15 protein-coding genes are annotated in these 17,086 nt (G+C 55.1%); 12 read left to right on the top strand and 3 right to left on the bottom strand.

The window, feature by feature from the left end:
- Positions 1-254 precede the first annotated feature (254 nt).
- The 3 genes from katA to SK3146_RS03005 all read left to right on the top strand — a co-directional run bounded on the left by katA (position 255) and on the right by SK3146_RS03005 (position 2,859).
- Positions 255-1,715: a catalase KatA gene (gene katA, locus SK3146_RS03015; RefSeq protein ID WP_249863679.1), complete on the top strand. Its 1,461-nt coding sequence runs from the start codon at positions 255-257 to the stop codon at positions 1,713-1,715.
- A gap of 162 nt (positions 1,716-1,877) precedes the next feature.
- Positions 1,878-2,378: a hypothetical protein gene (locus SK3146_RS03010; protein ID WP_249863678.1), complete on the top strand. Its 501-nt coding sequence runs from the start codon at positions 1,878-1,880 to the stop codon at positions 2,376-2,378.
- Positions 2,379-2,547: 169 nt separating this feature from the next.
- The gene (locus SK3146_RS03005) at positions 2,548-2,859 is read left to right on the top strand and encodes a hypothetical protein (RefSeq protein ID WP_249863677.1); all 312 of its coding nucleotides are present in this window, start codon (positions 2,548-2,550) and stop codon (positions 2,857-2,859) included.
- Between the two features lie 162 nt (positions 2,860-3,021).
- On the opposite strand, the gene SK3146_RS03000 is transcribed toward SK3146_RS03005, so the two are convergent.
- Positions 3,022-4,050, bottom strand: coding sequence for a class I SAM-dependent methyltransferase (locus SK3146_RS03000; RefSeq protein WP_249863676.1), 1,029 nt, complete (start codon positions 4,048-4,050; stop codon positions 3,022-3,024).
- A 243-nt stretch (positions 4,051-4,293) separates the two neighbouring features.
- On the opposite strand from SK3146_RS03000, the gene SK3146_RS02995 reads away from it, so the two are divergent.
- From SK3146_RS02995 to SK3146_RS02955, 9 genes are all read left to right on the top strand, one after another.
- Positions 4,294-5,280, top strand: a complete 987-nt coding sequence (locus tag SK3146_RS02995) for a lipoate--protein ligase (protein ID WP_249863675.1) — start codon at positions 4,294-4,296, stop codon at positions 5,278-5,280.
- Positions 5,281-5,615: 335 nt separating this feature from the next.
- Positions 5,616-6,194: a hypothetical protein gene (locus tag SK3146_RS02990; RefSeq protein ID WP_249863674.1), complete on the top strand. Its 579-nt coding sequence runs from the start codon at positions 5,616-5,618 to the stop codon at positions 6,192-6,194.
- A gap of 84 nt (positions 6,195-6,278) precedes the next feature.
- Positions 6,279-6,956 (top strand): Rossmann-fold NAD(P)-binding domain-containing protein, encoded by a 678-nt coding sequence (locus tag SK3146_RS02985; protein WP_249863673.1) that lies wholly within the window; start codon positions 6,279-6,281, stop codon positions 6,954-6,956.
- 73 nt (positions 6,957-7,029) lie between these two features.
- The gene (locus SK3146_RS02980) at positions 7,030-7,230 is read left to right on the top strand and encodes a hypothetical protein (RefSeq protein WP_249863672.1); all 201 of its coding nucleotides are present in this window, start codon (positions 7,030-7,032) and stop codon (positions 7,228-7,230) included.
- Between the two features lie 483 nt (positions 7,231-7,713).
- The gene (locus SK3146_RS02975; protein ID WP_249863671.1) at positions 7,714-9,432 is read left to right on the top strand and encodes a helix-turn-helix domain-containing protein; all 1,719 of its coding nucleotides are present in this window, start codon (positions 7,714-7,716) and stop codon (positions 9,430-9,432) included.
- 125 nt (positions 9,433-9,557) lie between these two features.
- Positions 9,558-10,562 carry a FecCD family ABC transporter permease gene (locus SK3146_RS02970; RefSeq protein WP_249863670.1) on the top strand — a complete coding sequence of 335 codons (1,005 nt, stop codon included), beginning with the start codon at positions 9,558-9,560 and terminating at the stop codon, positions 10,560-10,562.
- Between the two features lies 1 nt (position 10,563).
- The gene (locus SK3146_RS02965) at positions 10,564-11,589 is read left to right on the top strand and encodes a FecCD family ABC transporter permease (protein ID WP_249863669.1); all 1,026 of its coding nucleotides are present in this window, start codon (positions 10,564-10,566) and stop codon (positions 11,587-11,589) included.
- 23 nt (positions 11,590-11,612) lie between these two features.
- Positions 11,613-12,554, top strand: coding sequence for an ABC transporter substrate-binding protein (locus tag SK3146_RS02960; RefSeq protein WP_249863668.1), 942 nt, complete (start codon positions 11,613-11,615; stop codon positions 12,552-12,554).
- A gap of 224 nt (positions 12,555-12,778) precedes the next feature.
- Positions 12,779-13,891, top strand: coding sequence for an NADH:flavin oxidoreductase (locus tag SK3146_RS02955; RefSeq protein WP_249863667.1), 1,113 nt, complete (start codon positions 12,779-12,781; stop codon positions 13,889-13,891).
- Between the two features lie 156 nt (positions 13,892-14,047).
- Here SK3146_RS02955 and SK3146_RS02950 read toward each other — a convergent pair whose 3' ends face one another.
- Both SK3146_RS02950 and SK3146_RS02945 read right to left on the bottom strand, forming a co-directional pair.
- A complete protein-coding gene (locus tag SK3146_RS02950; RefSeq protein WP_249863666.1) occupies positions 14,048-15,091 on the bottom strand; it encodes a glycoside hydrolase family 113 protein in 1,044 nt (347 codons plus the stop codon).
- 153 nt (positions 15,092-15,244) lie between these two features.
- Positions 15,245-16,588, bottom strand: coding sequence for an ABC transporter substrate-binding protein (locus SK3146_RS02945; protein WP_249863665.1), 1,344 nt, complete (start codon positions 16,586-16,588; stop codon positions 15,245-15,247).
- Positions 16,589-17,086 lie beyond the last annotated feature (498 nt).

Below are 17,086 nucleotides of genomic sequence, written 5' to 3'. Positions count from 1 at the left end.
AGGCAAGCTGGCCCTCGTCGCGGCGCCGTTGAACCGGGGGGAAGCCCCTAGTCGCCCGATGACGCGCGGCCAAACCGTTCGCCGCAGTACAACCGGGAGCGAATGAACGGGCTGTCGGGTGAATAGATTGGTAGTAGCGCATTTTACATAATCGGCTTGCCGGAAGCCGGGCGGAGTTTGCGCGGATACGGCGGCAGTGCATTCGCTTTGCAGAAACTTGTTTTTCCATTTTGCTAAAACGAGGTGGTTTTAGGATGAGCAACGGCAAGAACAAGCTTACGACGGGCTGGGGAGCGCCGGTAGGAGACAATCAGAACTCGCTGACCGCCGGAGCCCGCGGTCCGACGCTGATTCAGGACGTACATCTGCTGGAGAAGCTGGCGCATTTCAACCGGGAGCGGGTGCCTGAGCGCGTCGTGCACGCCAAGGGCGCCGGGGCCCACGGGTATTTCGAGGTGACCCGCGATGTGACGCAGTATACGAAGGCGAACTTTTTGTCGGAGGTAGGCAAACAAACGCCTCTGTTCGTGCGCTTCTCGACGGTGGCGGGGGAGAGCGGCTCGGCGGATACGGTCCGCGATCCGCGCGGATTCGCCGTAAAGTTCTATACGGAGGAAGGCAACTACGACCTGGTAGGCAATAATACGCCGGTCTTCTTCATCCGCGACGCCATCAAATTCCCGGACTTCATTCATACGCAGAAGCGCCATCCGCAAACGCATTTGAAAAATCCGACGGCCGTATGGGATTTCTGGTCGCTGTCTCCGGAATCTCTGCATCAGGTGACGATTCTGATGTCCGACCGCGGTATTCCGGCCACGTACCGGCATATGCACGGCTTCGGCAGCCATACGTTCAAATGGGTCAACGCCGAGGGCGAAGGCGTGTGGGTGAAATATCATTTTAAAACCGAGCAGGGCATCCGCAATTTGGCTCCCGACGTTGCCGCGCAGCTGGCTGCGGACAATCCGGATTACCATACGGAGGAGCTGTTCAACGCGATCGAGGCGGGAGACTATCCTTCGTGGAAGCTCTGTGTGCAGATCATGCCGCTGGAGGATGCCGACACATACCGGTTCGATCCGTTCGATGTGACCAAAGTGTGGTCGCAGAAAGACTATCCGTTAATCGAAGTCGGGAGAATGGTGCTAAACCGCAATCCGGACAATTATTTCGCCGAGGTCGAGCAGGCGACCTTCTCGCCGGGCACTCTCGTTCCGGGCATCGACGTGTCGCCGGATAAGATGCTGCAGGGCCGGCTGTTCGCTTATCACGACGCGCACCGGTATCGGGTGGGGGCGAACCACCAGAGCCTGCCGATCAACCGGCCGCTGAGCGGCGTAAACAACTACCAGCGGGACGGACAAATGCGCCATGACGGCAACGGAGGAAGCTCCGTGTATTACGAACCGAACAGCTTCGGCGGACCGGCCGAAACGCCGGAGAACAAGCCGGCGGCCTTTGAAGTGACGGGCGAGGCCGACAGCGTAGCCTATGACCATCACGATCACTATACGCAGCCGGGCGATTTATACCGACTGTTAAGCGGCGAAGAACGAACCCGTCTCGTCGATACGATCGTAGCGGCGATGAAGCCGGTGGAGGGCGATGAGATCAAGCTGCGGCAAATCGCTCACTTCTGCAAGGCCGATCCGGAGTACGGGCGGCGCGTAGCGGAAGGGCTGGGCTTGAAGACGCCCGACACCGACTCCTAAAAGAGAGGGCATGTATGAACGGGCGGCTCAGCCGCCTGTTTGCATGTTTCGCGGAAATCGGGCATCCATCGGCATCGTTTTGACGGCAAGCTCATAGGATGAATATTGAAAGCGTTAGCAGAATGAGGCTTGACCCATTCCCAGAACGGCGAGGTGACTGTTATGAGAACCCGTTTATTATCCGAGCAGCTGATTCGAACCCGGTTTCCGCATATTCTCTACTGCCGAGTTCATACGAACGGCCGGCATAAGGCTACGATCTATGCATGGAATGAGGATTTGCAGCTGACGGAAACCGAGATGCGGAAGCTGAAGCAGTTCGCATCGGATTATTTGAATCCGTCTCTATGCTTTCAAGTGAAGGCCTATCATATGGTCCAAGAAGACAACGTGCCGCAGGCGAAGGAACTGCCCGACCCGTTCAGAACGGCCGCCTTGAAGGGAAATCTCGATCAAGAGGCGATTATTGATACGATGAACACGTTCGCCGATGGGCATATCCGGTTCAATGATTACGATCCGGAGCAGGCCGTCGTTCATTTCGATTACTACGGCTTAAGCCCTGTGCAGCCGGACGACCAGACGCGTATGACCGAGTATTTAAATGAGCTGCTCCCGATCGGCTCGCTATGCGAAATCGCATTTCATTTGACGTCAGAGTGAATCCGTCAAGCGCGGAACCGGCTGCTGCGGCTGCATCCGGTTTATTCGCGCGCATCGGGGGAGGCGGGCAAGCTGCAGTGACAAACGGGACAAGTAGTAGGGCCTCAGACGAATATAGTATAATAGGAACTTGACGGACGTTAGAAATAGGATGAGGAGGCGGAAGCCGATGTCAGAGGAAGTCGAACAAGCGTTGGATGCGGCTCTGCGCCGCTGGAAGGCGATGGCGGGCTCGGAAATGGACGAAGCGGAGGAGGCGGCCGACGGATTCGAGCATGCCTTCTACGCGTTTATCGATAAGCTGCGCTTATGGTATGAACAGTTGGAACCGAAGCCCGCTTCGCTCGATGATGCGCTGCGGCTGCCGTTTGTAGAGCATATCATTTCCAAGCTGCCCGATCCGTTATATTTGAATTTGGAAACGGAGCTGGAGCTCATTGTCGAGCGGAAGCTGCGGATCGACGACGAGAAATACGACTAAGGCGGCGGAGCGCCGCCGTCGGACGATTCGTCGCCGGTCGGATGGATGGGCCTTTCGGTCCCGTTAATCCCGAACCGAACCGGGCGGGCAGCCGGGTTCGCGCTGCGGCGGAGGCGCAAGAATTCCCGGCCGATGAACCGCACCGGCGGCTCGCTGCTGGCTCTACTTGACCCTGATCCAGAACGAAGATCCGATATGATGCGGCGAATGCGGCAGCAGGGCGCGCAGTTTGTCGTAATCGGTCTGGGACAGGAAGTAATGCGCCAGCCAAACTTCGAATTTCGTGCTGTGCGTTAACAGAGCCTGCGCTACGTATTGTTCGTTCCAGAATAAATTCAGCTGTTTCACCCAATCTTCGGGATATTCGTACGGAATAAACAGGTCATGGAGATGAACGATGACGCCGCTTCGCAGGCGAGGAAGCACCCGCAGCAGCAGATGGTTGACGTCAGAACCGATTTTGCTGACATGGGAATTGTCGATGAACAAAATATCGTTTTTCTCCAGGCTTTCGAATAAGGCGGTATCGACATCCTGAACCTTCGAAGGGATGAGCCGATGCAGGCCTTCGAAGCCTTTTTGCAGCACATCGGAAGGGTAAGGCTCGATGGCGGTCAGCGTGCCGCGGCCGTTTTTGCGGATCGCGCTCGCGGCCATCAGCGTGGAGAAACCGGCGCCGACTTCAATGACGCGGACAGGCTGCGCCTGCCGGATCATCGCGTAGTATACGCTCGCGTCGATCCCGCAAAAGGCGGAATTGTTATAGTAATATTGATGCTCCGAGGCCGGAGGATCGTAAGGAATATCCGCCAGCTCGGATAAGAACGGCGCCATGCTCTCCAGCCGGGAGAACTGTTCCCCGGCGTTCAGATCGATTCCGCAAACGTCGTATTTGGCGAAATCGCGCGGCGTCAGCTCGTTTTTGGGCGGCACCGGACTGTAAAAATGCACCGGCATCATATGAACGCCGAGCTGTTCCGCTTTATCGAAAATGGCCATCTTTCTCTCATGGGTCAAAAAGCCGTATCGGGCAATACCGGTCACCAACCACATCAGCAAGGACAGGCTCTCCCGATCGCTTAATGTCCGGTGGGCCGACGCCGCGACGGCATCGAACTGCCGGTCCAGCAGACTTAAGATTTGCGGCCAGTCGATTTCCCGTTCCTGCTCTAGGTTCTTTTCTGTGGTCATAATTATTCTTCACCTCATTACGATATATGCGGCAGAGAGTAAAAAGGGAATGGCCATGCCGTATGCCGGCACAGCCATCAGGCGGTTGTACGCATTACGCATAAGCGGCCCCTTCACCCCGGAGATCCGCACGGTACGATATCGTATTAGGCATTTGCGCCTTTTCCGTGATATGCTGATAGAAGCTGCCATCCGGCATAAATCACCGGCATTTTGCAGGTTATAAGGAGAGGACATAGAACCATGCTGTACATTGATAATCGCAATATAACGGACCCGGCGCTAAACTTGGCGCTGGAAGAATATATTCTTCGTCAGCTGCCCGGGGAGAACGATTATTTGCTGTTTTACATTAACGAGCCTTCCATTATTATCGGCAAAAATCAAAATACGGCCGAGGAAGTTAACCGCGATTACGTCGAGGCGAACGGGATTCATGTCGTTCGGCGGCTGTCCGGAGGGGGAGCGGTGTATCATGACCAGGGCAATCTGAACTTCAGCTTCATCACTCGCGACGACGGCAAGTCGTTCAACAATTACCGCAAATTTACCGAGCCCGTCGTGCGTGCGCTGCATCAGCTCGGCGTGCAAGCCGAATTAAGCGGCCGCAACGATATCCAGGTGGGAGAGCGTAAAATATCGGGGAATGCGCAGTTTTCCACAAGAGGCCGGATGTTTACCCATGGGACGCTGCTGTTTGACTCCCAGATCGACCATGTCGTGTCGGCGCTTAACGTCAATCCGCTGAAAATTCAATCCAAAGGTGTGAAGTCGGTGCGCAGCCGCGTGGCGAACATTAGCGAATTTCTGGACAAGCCGATGACGGTTGCGGAGTTCAAAGCGCATCTGCTTCACTCCATATTCGCCGGAGCCGTTCCGACGGAGTACAAGCTGACGGAAGCGGATTGGGCGGCCGTTCATCGGCTGGCGGACGAACGCTATCGCAGCTGGGACTGGAACTACGGGCAATCGCCCGCTTTCAACGTGCACATGATGAAGCGGCTGCCGGCCGGCACGTTCGATGTGCGGCTCGATGTGGAAGAGGGGCTTATCCGCAGCGCGGCCGTGTACGGCGATTTCTTCGGAGTCGGCGACGTGCAGGAGTTTGCCGCGCGGCTGGCAGGCGTAAGATACGATGCCAAGGCGCTGTCCGAGCTGCTGGAAGTCATCGATCTGCCTTATTACTTCGGGCCGGTAACGAAGGAAGAGTGGCTCGGACTGCTGCTGTAGCCGGAGAGCGGCCGGAGTAAACGAATGTCAACGAAAACGGTTCGGGCAATTTACCGAGTGGTATCGCACGCCGGGCGGAATTAGAACCAATTCGCGGCGGTTTATGATCGTTGCGAGAAAACATACGGCAGGATAAGACGCGGGCGGCGGTCCGGGACTTTACGTTCCGGGCGGCTGCCCGCGTTTGTTTTGCTGCCTTCGGCAGTTTACAAACGAGCAAACGGTTGGTACAATGTGAGAAAATTGTCATTCAGGTATCATCCAAATATAGCTATAAGCCGCCTTAGACCCGCAATGTCCTTGCGGCATGTCGGCAATAATCAGGGAGGCATAAGATGAAGCGGCGGCGATATGTATGGGCGATAGCGATCTTCCTTTGCCTCGTGTGGTATTTGCCCGAAGCTGCAGGAGGAGGGTATTTCTTCAGCGAATCCGCAGCGATTCGGAAAACTTTTTCGCTTCCGGAAGCGCCGGTTGTGTACGAGAAAACGATGGGCGACAAAAAAGTCGTCGTCGCCAATTCGGAAGGCGGTCTGCGCGCCATGCTCCTGGAGACGAAGTGGAAGGTGCTGCACCGGGTGACCCATATGACCGCTCTTCTCCCCAGAGAGCCCTCGGATACGCTGCTTAGGACGTGGTCGGCTTCTCTCACTTCCGACAATCAATACGACACGCTCATCGTGGCGCAGAGCAAACATCCCGACGCCAAGCAAATTATTGTGTCGAACGACGCATTGGATCAAGAGATTCCCGCCTCGTTGGAGCAGGTGCGCAAGGCTTCGTCCATCTTCATTGAAATGGATGTGGAAAATGGCTTCGCGGTATATAACGGACTGCTGGAACCGCAAAGCGTCGGGGCATTTGTTTTTCGTCAGGTTGACGACAGCCGGAGGGTTCTTTCCGTAGGGTATTAGTGCGAAGGATTCCTGCCGGTTCATCGAGGACAAGGAAGGCATGTTCAATATCGGAAAATAGGGACAGGGGTTGAGAGAAGCGGTATGGCGGCTGACAAAGTAAGAGCGATGATAACCGGCGCTACCGGTATGGTGGGAGAAGGGGTGCTGCATGAATGCCTGGAGCATCCCGATGTAGAGCAGGTGCTTGCGATAACCCGCAAGCCGTGCGGCGTCTCTCATCCGAAACTAAAGGAAATCATCCTATCTGATTTTATGAAGCTTTCGGCCGAGCAGGTGGAATGGCGTCAATATAACGCCTGCTTCTTTTGCTTGGGCGTATCGTCCGTCGGGATGAAGGAAGAGGAGTACCGGCGGATCACGTACGATGTAACGATGCATGCGGCCCGCCTTATGTCCGGACACAATCCGGGGATGGTCTTCTGCTACGTAACCGGGATGGGCACCGATAGCACGGAGCAGGGGCGCAGCATGTGGGCCAGAGTCAAGGGCAGAACGGAGAACGAGCTGCTGCGCCTTCCGTTCCGGGCGGCTTATATGTTCCGTCCGGGATATATCCATCCTACGGAAGGCTTGAGCTATACCCATTCATGGTATCGAGCGTTATCCTGGATGTACCCGGGACTTCGCCGGTTGTTTCCCGGCCATGTCAACACGCTGAAGGAAGTGGGATTGGCGATGATTCACGCTGCGCAAACGGGCTATCCCGCCCGCATATTGGAGCCCAGCGATATTCGGAAGCTGGCGAACGGCGAGGGTTGAGAAGACGAATCGCATTTGGTTTGAAAAGAAATTGCCGCTCTTGTAAACTAGGATTGACTCTGCTGGAAGGGAAATGAACCGCCGGATGAAGCTGACCCTGTTTATCGCGCTGCTGCTCATGTATCCGCTCGTTCTCCATTGGATGCATATATCGGATTACAGAGTGGTGCCGCTCGTCGTGCCGTATGCCATGGGAATGATCGCGATTACGACCTTGGTGTCCGGTATTGTAGAATTTATCGTTAAGAAAATAAAAGGCCGAAAGCTTGAGTAATCAAGCTTTTTTTGTTTAGGAAATGAAGCGCAGCCATATCCTGTGGAAATCCGTGGGCTCCCCCGAAAGGAAAGTCTACCCATAGAACGATCCCAGAGGAAGGGTTAGACGCCGATCCAGCTTAGGCTGGGTGCGGACGGAATAAGCTTCAGAGCATCACGTCACTACCCTGGAAATTACTCTTGGTACCCCATTTCCATTGTCTGTGGTGCCGCGTAGCGGCATGGATGGCTTTTGGGGGATTGATTTGTTCTGCAGTATATAAGTTATAATTTCAGGGTTCCCCGCAAAGTACCTGAATCAGCTTCGAAGTCAAGGCCCCACTGTCAGCGGCATGGATGGCTTTGTGGGGTTATTTTACGCTTTATGTTGATCCGTTTGCTGCGGATAGCCGGCGGGTTTTGTTCCGTTTGGACGGGAATGATGGCGAATCGGAGCTTTGCGTATTGAGCGGAGACGGTTTTTCTTTTATAATAAATGAGAATGATTATCAAATTCATAAATGGCCTCGCGGACGCCAGAGCCGCCGCACCTTACAGCAAGGAAGGAATGACATCGCTTGTGAAACCTTTTTCGGAAAACGATGAGTTTCTCAAAGGAACTTTGTTCGAAATAGACGAAGTCGGCAAAAGCCCCCAAACCCCGTCCTGGTTTGACGCTTCGAGTCCATTGAAGCACCATGCGGTAATTTATATCGTTCAGGGAGAAGGACAAATCCGGGTGAATGGCCGTACAGAGGCAATATCCAAGGATTCGCTATATGTTTATGCACCGGGCTCGACGCTTGAGCTGAAGCTCGCTTCGCAGGCGGAAATGTACTGGGCGGCTTACGATATATACCGGAGCGCGGAGAGCGGGGATCAAGTCCGATCGTTCGAGCGCGAGAGGACTTTCCCGGTTCAGGGACATGTGAAAGCGAGCGGTAGCCGCTTTAAACGTCTCTTATTTTTGCTTGTATCCGAAGGCGGAAGGGCCAAGGGAGAAAGTCGGTTTCTGGCCCAGCACTACTTGCAGGAGCTGCTGGACGGAATACTTCACACGGCTGCCCCTGCCGCCGTAAACGATTTGGAAGATCGGCTGAGGCTGACGGCAAGCTATATGCAGCGGCATTACCGGGAAGATATCCGCATCGATACGCTGGCCGAGATGGCGCAGCTGCATCCGTCTTATTATTCGCAGGTGTTTAAACAAGAGATGGGAAAAACGCCGATTGCATATTTGACTCAGCTGAGAATGAACAAGGCGAAGGAAATGCTGCTGCTGACCGATAAGCCGGTTCGCGAAGTCGCGGGCAGCGTCGGCTACGCGGACGAATTTTATTTCAGCCGCCGGTTTAAGGAAACGAGCGGGAGCGCGCCGAGCTTGTACATAAAGAAGGATCACGCCAGCATCGTATCGCTGTCTGCGCCTTATACGGACCATTTGGTCACATTGGGGCTGACTCCCTGCGCGGCGCAGGTGCACCGGCATATCCCTGTCGAGACCCGAGCCCTGAATCTGCCCAAGCACGCATCCGAGCCGTGGGAAGCCAGCCGGGAAGCGTTTCTCCTCGTGAAACCGGATTTAATTATTACGAAAGACAACGTATTGCCCAAAGCAAGGGAACATATTAACGATATAGCCCCGATCATCGGCATCGATTGGACAAGCAAGGATGTGTTCACGCATATGCGGGATATTGCCGGGCTCGTCAATAGGCACGAGGCGGCGCGGCGATGGCTGGAGCATCATGAGCTCAGGACGGAGGGGCTTAGACGAAAGGCGCGCATGTCACTCGGCGACGCCGTCGTCACTATCTGCGTAGGGCGCGAACATAAGCTGAGAATTTACGGTTCGAGAAATATCGGGCATGTCTTTTACCGATCGCTTCAACTGAAGCCTCCGGAGAGGACCGCACAATCGATGAAGCCTTATCTCCCAGGAACGGGTTATAACTGGACGGCGATTATACCGGACGAGCTGCTTCAGTACGAGAGCGATTATTTGTTTCTTGTAATTGAAACGGAAAGCGACAGAAAGCGGATGCTGCATTGGCTGCGTTCCAACCCGTCATGGATCAAGCATCCGGCCGTGCGCAGCAAGCGGGTATATTTTCTTGACTGGGATAAATGGATGGTGTATGCGCCTTATGGCATCGACCGGCAGCTTGACGAGATCGAACAATTTATAGGCTATCGCTCCATGCAGGCCGAATATTTCTAGAAAATATCCATCGAACGATCTTGAATTATGTCATGTACTCCTGATGAAACGAAGCTATAATAGGATTGAAAATGATTCTCAATATTAATGGATAGGCAAAAGGGGGCGTCACGCTACAGAAGCTTATGAAATGGAAGAAATCGTATACGACCTGCCTTTGGTTTATCGTGTCCGCTGCCGCATTGCTAGCGTCCATGTTTATAGCCGTCTCCTACGGAGCCAAAGAGATGACTCTCGGCACGGTATGGTCGGCCGTATTTCATTACAATCCGGATCTGACGACGGATCAGATTATCCATGAATTAAGACTGCCCCGCGTGCTGGGAGCCGTTGTGACAGGGATGGCGTTCGCTGCGGCCGGCGCGCTTATGCAAGGGGTCACGCGCAATCCGCTGGCGGACACCGGCATACTCGGCGTGAACGCGGGGGCGGCCTTCGTCGTGGCGCTCAGCTTCGCTTTTCTGCCGGGGCTCTCTTATATGAATCTCATTCTGCTTTCCTTCGCCGGAGCGGCGCTCAGCACGATCTTCATCGTCATGCTCGGATCGGCGACGCAGGGCGGGCTGACCTCGCTCAGGCTGACGATTGCCGGAGCCGTCGTCGCTGCGATCTTGCATTCCCTCAGCACAGGGATCGCGATCTATTACGAGCTTAGTCAGGATCTGGCATTTTGGTATGCGGGCGGCGTGGCCGGCGTCAAATGGGAACATCTGAAGCTGCTCGCTCCGATCGTACTTCTGACCTTGCTGTGGGCGGCTTCGATGGGGCGTTCCATCACCTTCTTATCGCTGGGGGAAGAGTCGGCGGCGAGCCTGGGAGCCAACGTGAGACGTATCCGGCTGCTCGGCATGACCGCGGCCGTCGTGCTCGCGGGAGCTTCCGTATCGGTGGCAGGCTCCATCGGCTTCGTCGGGCTGGTGGTTCCGCATATCGTGCGCCGGTTAATCGGTGTGGATTACCGGTTTGTTATTCCTTTGTCGGCCATTCTCGGGGGCGTGCTGCTCGTTTGGGCGGATTTTGCCTCGCGCATGGTTCAGCCGCCGAGAGAGTTCGCCATCGGAGCGATGGTCGCTCTGGTCGGCGTGCCTTTCTTCCTGTACTTGGCGCGTAAGGAAGGGAGGGAGCTGTAGCATGAACATAGAGGGTTTGGCCAGGCGGCGCACCCGAAGAGCCGTGATCGCGAGCCTCGCGCTGGCGATAATCGTACTGGTTGTCATTATCGTCAGTCTCAACACAGGTTCGATCCGCTTGTCGCCGCTAACGGTGGCGAAGACGCTGCTGGGCTACGGCAGCGGACAGGATACGATGATTTTATTCGAGTACAGGCTGCCCCGTATTGTGGTGACGATACTGGCGGGCATCGGACTCGGCGTCTCCGGAGCGATTCTGCAGGGGATATCCAGGAACGCCCTCGCCGACCCCGGCATTCTCGGGATTCATGCGGGAGCCGCGTTCGGGCTGATTGTGTTCATTTCCTTTTTCCGGACGCTGGAAGGACCGGCGGCGCTGTGGATTCCTCTGTTTACGTTTACCGGCGGCGTTCTGATCGCTGCCGTCATTTTCGCGCTCGCTTACGACCGCTTCCGGGGGCTGCTGCCGATTCGCCTCATTCTGGTCGGCATTGCCGTCGAGGCGGGAGTCAGCGCGGTCACGCTGTTCTTGTCGCTGCGGCTCGATCAGGATACGTACGCTTTCGCTGCGCGCTGGCTGGCCGGCAGCGTATGGGGGAGAGACTGGGTTCATGCGGCGGCTTTGGCCCCGTGGATTATTCTTTTGGTCCCTCTGGCTTATATGAATTCCCGATCGCTCGACTTGTTTGCGATGGGGGATGAGGTGGCCACCGGCGTCGGCAGCCCTGTGACGAAAAGCCGCATCGCCATGCTGGCGCTGGCCGTGGCGTTATCGTGCGCTAGCGTCGCGATGGCCGGAGGGATCGGCTTCATCGGCCTGATTGCTCCGCATATTGCAAAGCGGCTTGCCGGACCGCAGCACCGTCATTTTTTGCCTGTCGCCGCCATGATCGGCCTCGTTATTATGGTGACGGCCGATACGATCGGACGGTCGATCTTTCAGCCGAACGCCATTCCTGCGGGAGTGGTCGTCGCAGCTATCGGAGGCCCGTATTTTATTTACTTGCTGTTCAGATCGAAAACATAATTCATTCGGAGGATGGAAACAACATGAAAAAAGCAGGATTAACGATCTTAAGTCTGGTCATCGCCGGGATGCTCACCGCATGCGGCGGACAAGGCGCGGCCAAACAGGACGCTGCCAATACGCAAGGCTCGAGCGCGCCGGCTGCGGAGAAGACGGCTCAGTCCGGCGCCAACGCCAAAATCGCCTCGATGTCGATTCATATTACGAACAACTTGCTGGCGCTCGGAATCACTCCGATCGGCTCCGTTATCGGCGGCGATGTCAAAGACTTCCTGCCGCATGTGAAGGATCGTCTGCAAGGGGTTGCCAAGTACGGCGTCGTGACGGACCCCGATATGGAAGCTGTACTGGCTTCCAAGCCGGACGTCATTTATTTGGACGAAGTATACAGCGGCAAGGATATCAGCAAATTTCAGAAAATCGCCCCCACCGAGACGATCGATATGGATCAGGGCACTTGGCGCGATCATTTGAAACGGATAGCGACGAAGGTAGGACGCGAGAAGGAAGCCGATACGTTTATTCAGGATTATGAGACGAAGGCGAAGAAAGTGGAGGGGATCATTAAGAAGGAACTGGGCGAAAACGCCAAAGTCATGGCGATCCGCACGACGGCCAAGGAGCTGCGCGTTATGGGGATGAAGCGTCCGCTAGGCCCGATTATGTTCGAGGACTTGAAGCTGAAGCCGGCCGACGGCGTGGAGAAAATCGTCAACGATCCGTACCAGGTGATTTCTCAGGAGGTACTGCCTGATTTCAACGCCGACGCGATCTTCGTTATCGTAAGCACCGGGGACGAGGCCAAGAAAAACTTCGATATGCTGAAGACGAATCCGGTCTGGCAAAATTTAAAGGCAGTGAAAAACAATCATGTCTACGTGCTCGACGGGCAAAAATGGCTCGATTATTCGTCGCTTGGCCACAGCATGGCTTTGGACGACGCGGAAAAGCTGTTTACCAAATAAAGAAGGGATATCTCCCGCCATCGAATAGATTCAACCGCAATCCGCAGCAGGCGGCCGAAACGGGCCGTCAAGCCGCGGATTTTGCCATTTACGGGCCTGCCGGAGAAGACGTTCACGCCCTTGCAGTCCAGCCGGTTAATGCAGTGTACTTTTATCGGAATATTGCTATAATGGCACTATGCATCTTCCGCTGCTAGTTATTATAAGGATGGAGGAAATCGATAATGACTGATTCACGATCCGTTCAAGCTTTGTTTCAACCGTTTCAAGGAGGCACACTGTCTCTGGCCAATCGCATCGTTATGGCCCCGATGACCCGCGGCTTTTCGCCGAACGGAGTTCCCGGACCGGATGTAGCCGCATATTACCGGCGCCGTGCGGAGAACGAAGTCGGCCTGATCGTGACGGAGGGGACGCTGATCAATCACCCGGCTGCCGGTGGGAGTCCCAACCTCCCGAATTTTCACGGTGAAGAAGCGCTTGCCGGCTGGGCGCGCGTAGTCGAAGAAGTTCATGCGGCTGGAGGCAAAATTATGCCTCAGCTGTGGCATGCGGGAACGCAGCGCAAAGTCGGCGATCTGCCCAATCCCGAAGCGATGCCGATCGGTCCGTCCGGGCTCGACGCCTCGGGCGCCAAGGTGGCGGAGCCGATGACCGAGCAGGAGATTGCGGCCGTCGTCGAAGCGTTCGCTCAAGGAGCCGCCGACGCCAAACGGCTCGGGTTCGACGGTATTGAGCTGCACGGCGCACACGGTTATTTGATCGATCAGTTTTTCTGGAAGCGGACGAACCGGCGCACGGATCGTTACGGAGGGGATCTGATCGGCCGCGCGCGGTTTGCCGTGGAAATTATAGAAGCTTGCCGCCGCGCGGTAGGGCCGGATTTCCCGATTATGCTGCGTTTTTCCCAATGGAAAACGGCCGAATATACGACCAGGCTGGCGGAGAGCCCGCAGGAGCTTGAACGGTTTTTGACGGTGCTGACGGACGCGGGGGTCGACCTGTTCCACTGCTCGACCCGCCGCTTCTGGGAGCCTGAATTTGCGGGCTCGGAGCTGAATCTGGCCGGCTGGACGAAGAAGCTGACCGGCAAGCCTACGGTAACCGTCGGTTCCGTAGGACTGGACGGGGATTTTATGAGCTACTTCCGGGAAGGCTCAGGCGCCGCCAACGAGCAGATCGAAGGCTTGCTCGACAGACTGGAGCGTCAGGAGTTCGACTTGGTCGCCGTAGGCCGCGCGCTTCTGGCCGATCCGGCGTGGGCCGTCAAAGTGAAGGAAGGCCGCACCGGCGAGCTTACCCCGTTCACGCCCGAAGCGACCCAAGCGCTTCTGTAGAGGATAAATATGAACAAATTTCTGTTGGCGCGAAGACAGCCCGTACGATAAAACGATCGGCGGAGGGTTAGCTCTGTAGGGCGCGCGGCAGGGCGGCGAGTTGAAAGACTGGACGGTTATGGTGGACGGCCGCGCTATCGGCGATCCGGCATAAGGTTATTCCTTATAGCATGCGGCCAGCGCGTAGAACGATCGCTTCGGCTCCCAGGGCATATCGGGATAGACGGTTCCATGCCGCCCGGGAATCGTTCGGACGACGCTGTAGCTGGCCGTGTCCAGATCGTATTCCGGCTGCTCGGCGTACGGGTATGTCTGGCTGACGAACGTATACCAGAAGGCGCCGCTGACGCCTTCCTCCCGGAAGATCTGCAGCAGCTCTTCCATGTACGCGGTTTGTACCTGTTCATCCCGCACATAACGGCCTTTGAGCTTCTTGGGCGACGCATCGTGATCGACGATGGCCCAGCCGTAGCCGCCCTTGTCCTCCGCTCCCCGATAAGTGCAGCAGCCGAACTCCAGAACGACGACCGGTTTTCCGTAGGCAAAATAAGCTTTCAGCTTATCCCGGTAAGAGCTCCGGTTCATGGCGTCCCGGTAATAATCGATGCCGACGATGTCGAACAGCGACCAATCCGCGTTCTCCCAGGAGCCGGAGGCATAAGTGACCGGCCCGTGAAAATGCCGCCGGATCTCCGCGGTCGCCCGGGCAAGAAAACGGTTGAGCCGCTTGTGAAAGGAGCCTTTGACAAGCGTGCTTTTGAGCAGCAGCCAAGGCTTCATCATCGTCTGAATGCGGTCGAAGCTGGTGCGCCCTTGAATGAGCCCGCTCATGAATAAGGAAAGCTCGCATCCGGCTACAAAGATCACCTCGGCCTCGGGTGAGCGCAGGCGCAGTTTCTCCGCAGCTTCGGCGCATTCGGCGAAATAGCGGAGCGTCTCCGGTTCGGTTGCGTCGATCCATGCGGGCGAGAACCATACCGACAGCCCCTGCTCCAGCGCGCAATCCGCGGCGAAGGTCAGCCGCTCGATATCCTGACCGGAAATGCGGATCGCATTGCAGTTCAGCTCGCTTCGGATCAATTCGATTTCCCGGCGCACGATATCGTGATCGAACGTGTCGCGGGACGACGTATGCCGGCTGCGCGTATGCGTGCCGACATCGTAGTGGATACCTTTCCACCGTAAAGAGGAATTCGTCATCGTGGAAATCACCTCGAATCAGCGTAGTTTTCATTATCTGGTATTTACGGATTCTAGTCAATGTAACCGTATAACGGAGAACGAGCGGCAGAAAAAAGGCCTCCCGGCGCTTTAATGAAGCGTCTGGAGGCCGTCGTATATTTCGGCAATCAATTATTGGGTATCGGCTTCGATCTTCTTGTTGATCCCTTCCTGCGCCGTTCGCAGCGCCGTATTCAGATCCGTTTCGCCTAACAAGAGAGGGGTAATCTGACCGCGAATCCCGTCTTCGACATAGGTGTCGAATCTGGTTTTTGGAGCCGCAGGAGCGAAGGCGTTGTAAAAGACGGCGTTTTTAATGTTCTTATCCTTCAACGGCGTTTCGGAGCCGAACTGCTGCTTGATCGCTTCGTCTTTCAAAATGGTGATGCCTCCGGTTTTGGACAGCTGGGATTGGTAGTCGTCCGAAATAAACAATTTGATGACTTCCATCGCTTCATCCTTATGCTCGCTGGTTGAAGTGACGAACATATAGCTGGGATAAGCTTGGCTGCCTATCTTCGGCTTATCCGCGAACGTCGGCAGCGCCGCTACGTCCCAATTCATATCCTTAGCCCACGAATAATCGCCGTACATGAAGCTGAACATGGCCACATTGCGCGTTTTTGAAAACTCGTCAAGGTAAGGGATCTTATACCACTGCTTCTGCAAGTCGTTCAATACCTGGTTGTAGCCTTCCACCTGCATCGGCTTCACCAGCGTTTCTTGAATCAGTTTTTTCCAGTCGTCGGTTTCGAGCGCAGCCGTTTTGGCCGCCGGATCGATGTTGGCCAAAGACAATGGGTTGAGCCGCAGAAAATGGTTGATCGACGTCGTATAGCCGACATATTGGGTTCCGCCCTCGGAACGGGTCAGCTTGCGGGCCATATCGGCCAAATCATCCCACGTCATGCCGTCCTTCGGATAGGCAACCCCGAATTTATCGAAAATGTCTTTATTGTACATAAGCACAAGCGCGCTGTTGCTGATCGGCAGCCCGTACAGCCCGCCCATAACCTGAATGGCCTCCAGCGTGGTCGGCTCGAAACGGTTCAAGTCGACGTTATGCTTTTTAACCAGATCGGTAAGATCCTGGTTTAAGCCGATATCGAGAAGCGAGCCTTTCAGACCGATTTGGCCGATCGAATCGATGAAAATATCGATTTTGGTCGTTCCGCTGCTGATCATTTCCGCTAGAGATACGTTTTTATCTTTGGGCACGAATTTGGCGGTGACGTTAGGTAGCTTTTCCTTCATGTAGTTGCCGTACATCGTTTGGAACTGCTCCTCGGTAATATTGCCGTTGTGGTAAAAATACAGCTCCACCGGTTTATCCACAACCGCCGCGGCCGAGCCGGAGCCTGTGGCGGTGCCGGACGACGCGGGCGTATCCGCTGCAGGAGCGGAGCCGGAGCAGCCGGCGAGGACGCTGCCTAACAACAATAAGGTTCCGGCCAAAGCATATGTATGTTTTTTCATTTTATTTGCCCCCCATGGCGAAAATTTGTCAAACGCAATGATTTGGTCGCAATTATAAATTATTATAAAACGCTTACAAAGGAATTTGGTGACGCTGAGCCGATTTTAAAACAAGGACATTCCGCATGCTTGGCGAAAACAGATTCGACCATTAGCTACTGGTCAGAGGTGAACATAATCATGAAATCGATTTCACGATTTATTATAATAATCCCAGCATCAGGAAGTCAATAAGCAAATGCAAAGATCGTTAAGCGAAAATAAAAATCTGTTAAAAATGCCGATCATGGCGGCTCATGGCGGAAAAACGCCAATCCTTTATGGAGCAAGGGAATAGAAGGCTTCGGGATATGTGAAAAAACGACATTCAGAAATCGTTTTCAAATATAATCATAGAGTCGGGCGGTTCCATTGATGAGCGCTTGATCCGGCACAGGAAACGCGATTCTATGAAAAAAATGCTTGAAATCGATTTCTCAATGCAGTATATTTTTTACA

The organism is Paenibacillus konkukensis, assembly GCF_023523925.1.
Taxonomy (GTDB): Bacteria; Bacillota; Bacilli; order Paenibacillales; family NBRC-103111; genus Paenibacillus_S; species Paenibacillus_S doosanensis.
The sequence above is the reverse complement of the archived record's forward strand: the minus strand, read 5'-3'. Positions and strand labels throughout refer to the sequence as shown.

Bases quoted from the DNA above. Each gene is read 5' to 3' on its own strand.
- SK3146_RS03000 (WP_249863676.1), bottom strand. From the start codon at position 4,050: ATGACCACAGAAAAGAACCTAGAGCAGGAACGGGAAATCGACTGGCCG.
- SK3146_RS02950 (WP_249863666.1), bottom strand. From the start codon at position 15,091: ATGACGAATTCCTCTTTACGGTGGAAAGGTATCCACTACGATGTCGGC.
- SK3146_RS02995 (WP_249863675.1), top strand. From the start codon at position 4,294: ATGCTGTACATTGATAATCGCAATATAACGGACCCGGCGCTAAACTTG.
- SK3146_RS02960 (WP_249863668.1), top strand. From the start codon at position 11,613: ATGAAAAAAGCAGGATTAACGATCTTAAGTCTGGTCATCGCCGGGATG.
- SK3146_RS02965 (WP_249863669.1), top strand. From the start codon at position 10,564: ATGAACATAGAGGGTTTGGCCAGGCGGCGCACCCGAAGAGCCGTGATC.
- SK3146_RS02985 (WP_249863673.1), top strand. From the start codon at position 6,279: ATGGCGGCTGACAAAGTAAGAGCGATGATAACCGGCGCTACCGGTATG.
- SK3146_RS02955 (WP_249863667.1), top strand. From the start codon at position 12,779: ATGACTGATTCACGATCCGTTCAAGCTTTGTTTCAACCGTTTCAAGGA.
- katA (WP_249863679.1), top strand. From the start codon at position 255: ATGAGCAACGGCAAGAACAAGCTTACGACGGGCTGGGGAGCGCCGGTA.
- SK3146_RS02980 (WP_249863672.1), top strand. From the start codon at position 7,030: ATGAACCGCCGGATGAAGCTGACCCTGTTTATCGCGCTGCTGCTCATG.
- SK3146_RS02945 (WP_249863665.1), bottom strand. From the start codon at position 16,588: ATGAAAAAACATACATATGCTTTGGCCGGAACCTTATTGTTGTTAGGC.
- SK3146_RS02970 (WP_249863670.1), top strand. From the start codon at position 9,558: ATGAAATGGAAGAAATCGTATACGACCTGCCTTTGGTTTATCGTGTCC.
- SK3146_RS03010 (WP_249863678.1), top strand. From the start codon at position 1,878: ATGAGAACCCGTTTATTATCCGAGCAGCTGATTCGAACCCGGTTTCCG.
- SK3146_RS03005 (WP_249863677.1), top strand. From the start codon at position 2,548: ATGTCAGAGGAAGTCGAACAAGCGTTGGATGCGGCTCTGCGCCGCTGG.
- SK3146_RS02975 (WP_249863671.1), top strand. From the start codon at position 7,714: ATGATTATCAAATTCATAAATGGCCTCGCGGACGCCAGAGCCGCCGCA.
- SK3146_RS02990 (WP_249863674.1), top strand. From the start codon at position 5,616: ATGAAGCGGCGGCGATATGTATGGGCGATAGCGATCTTCCTTTGCCTC.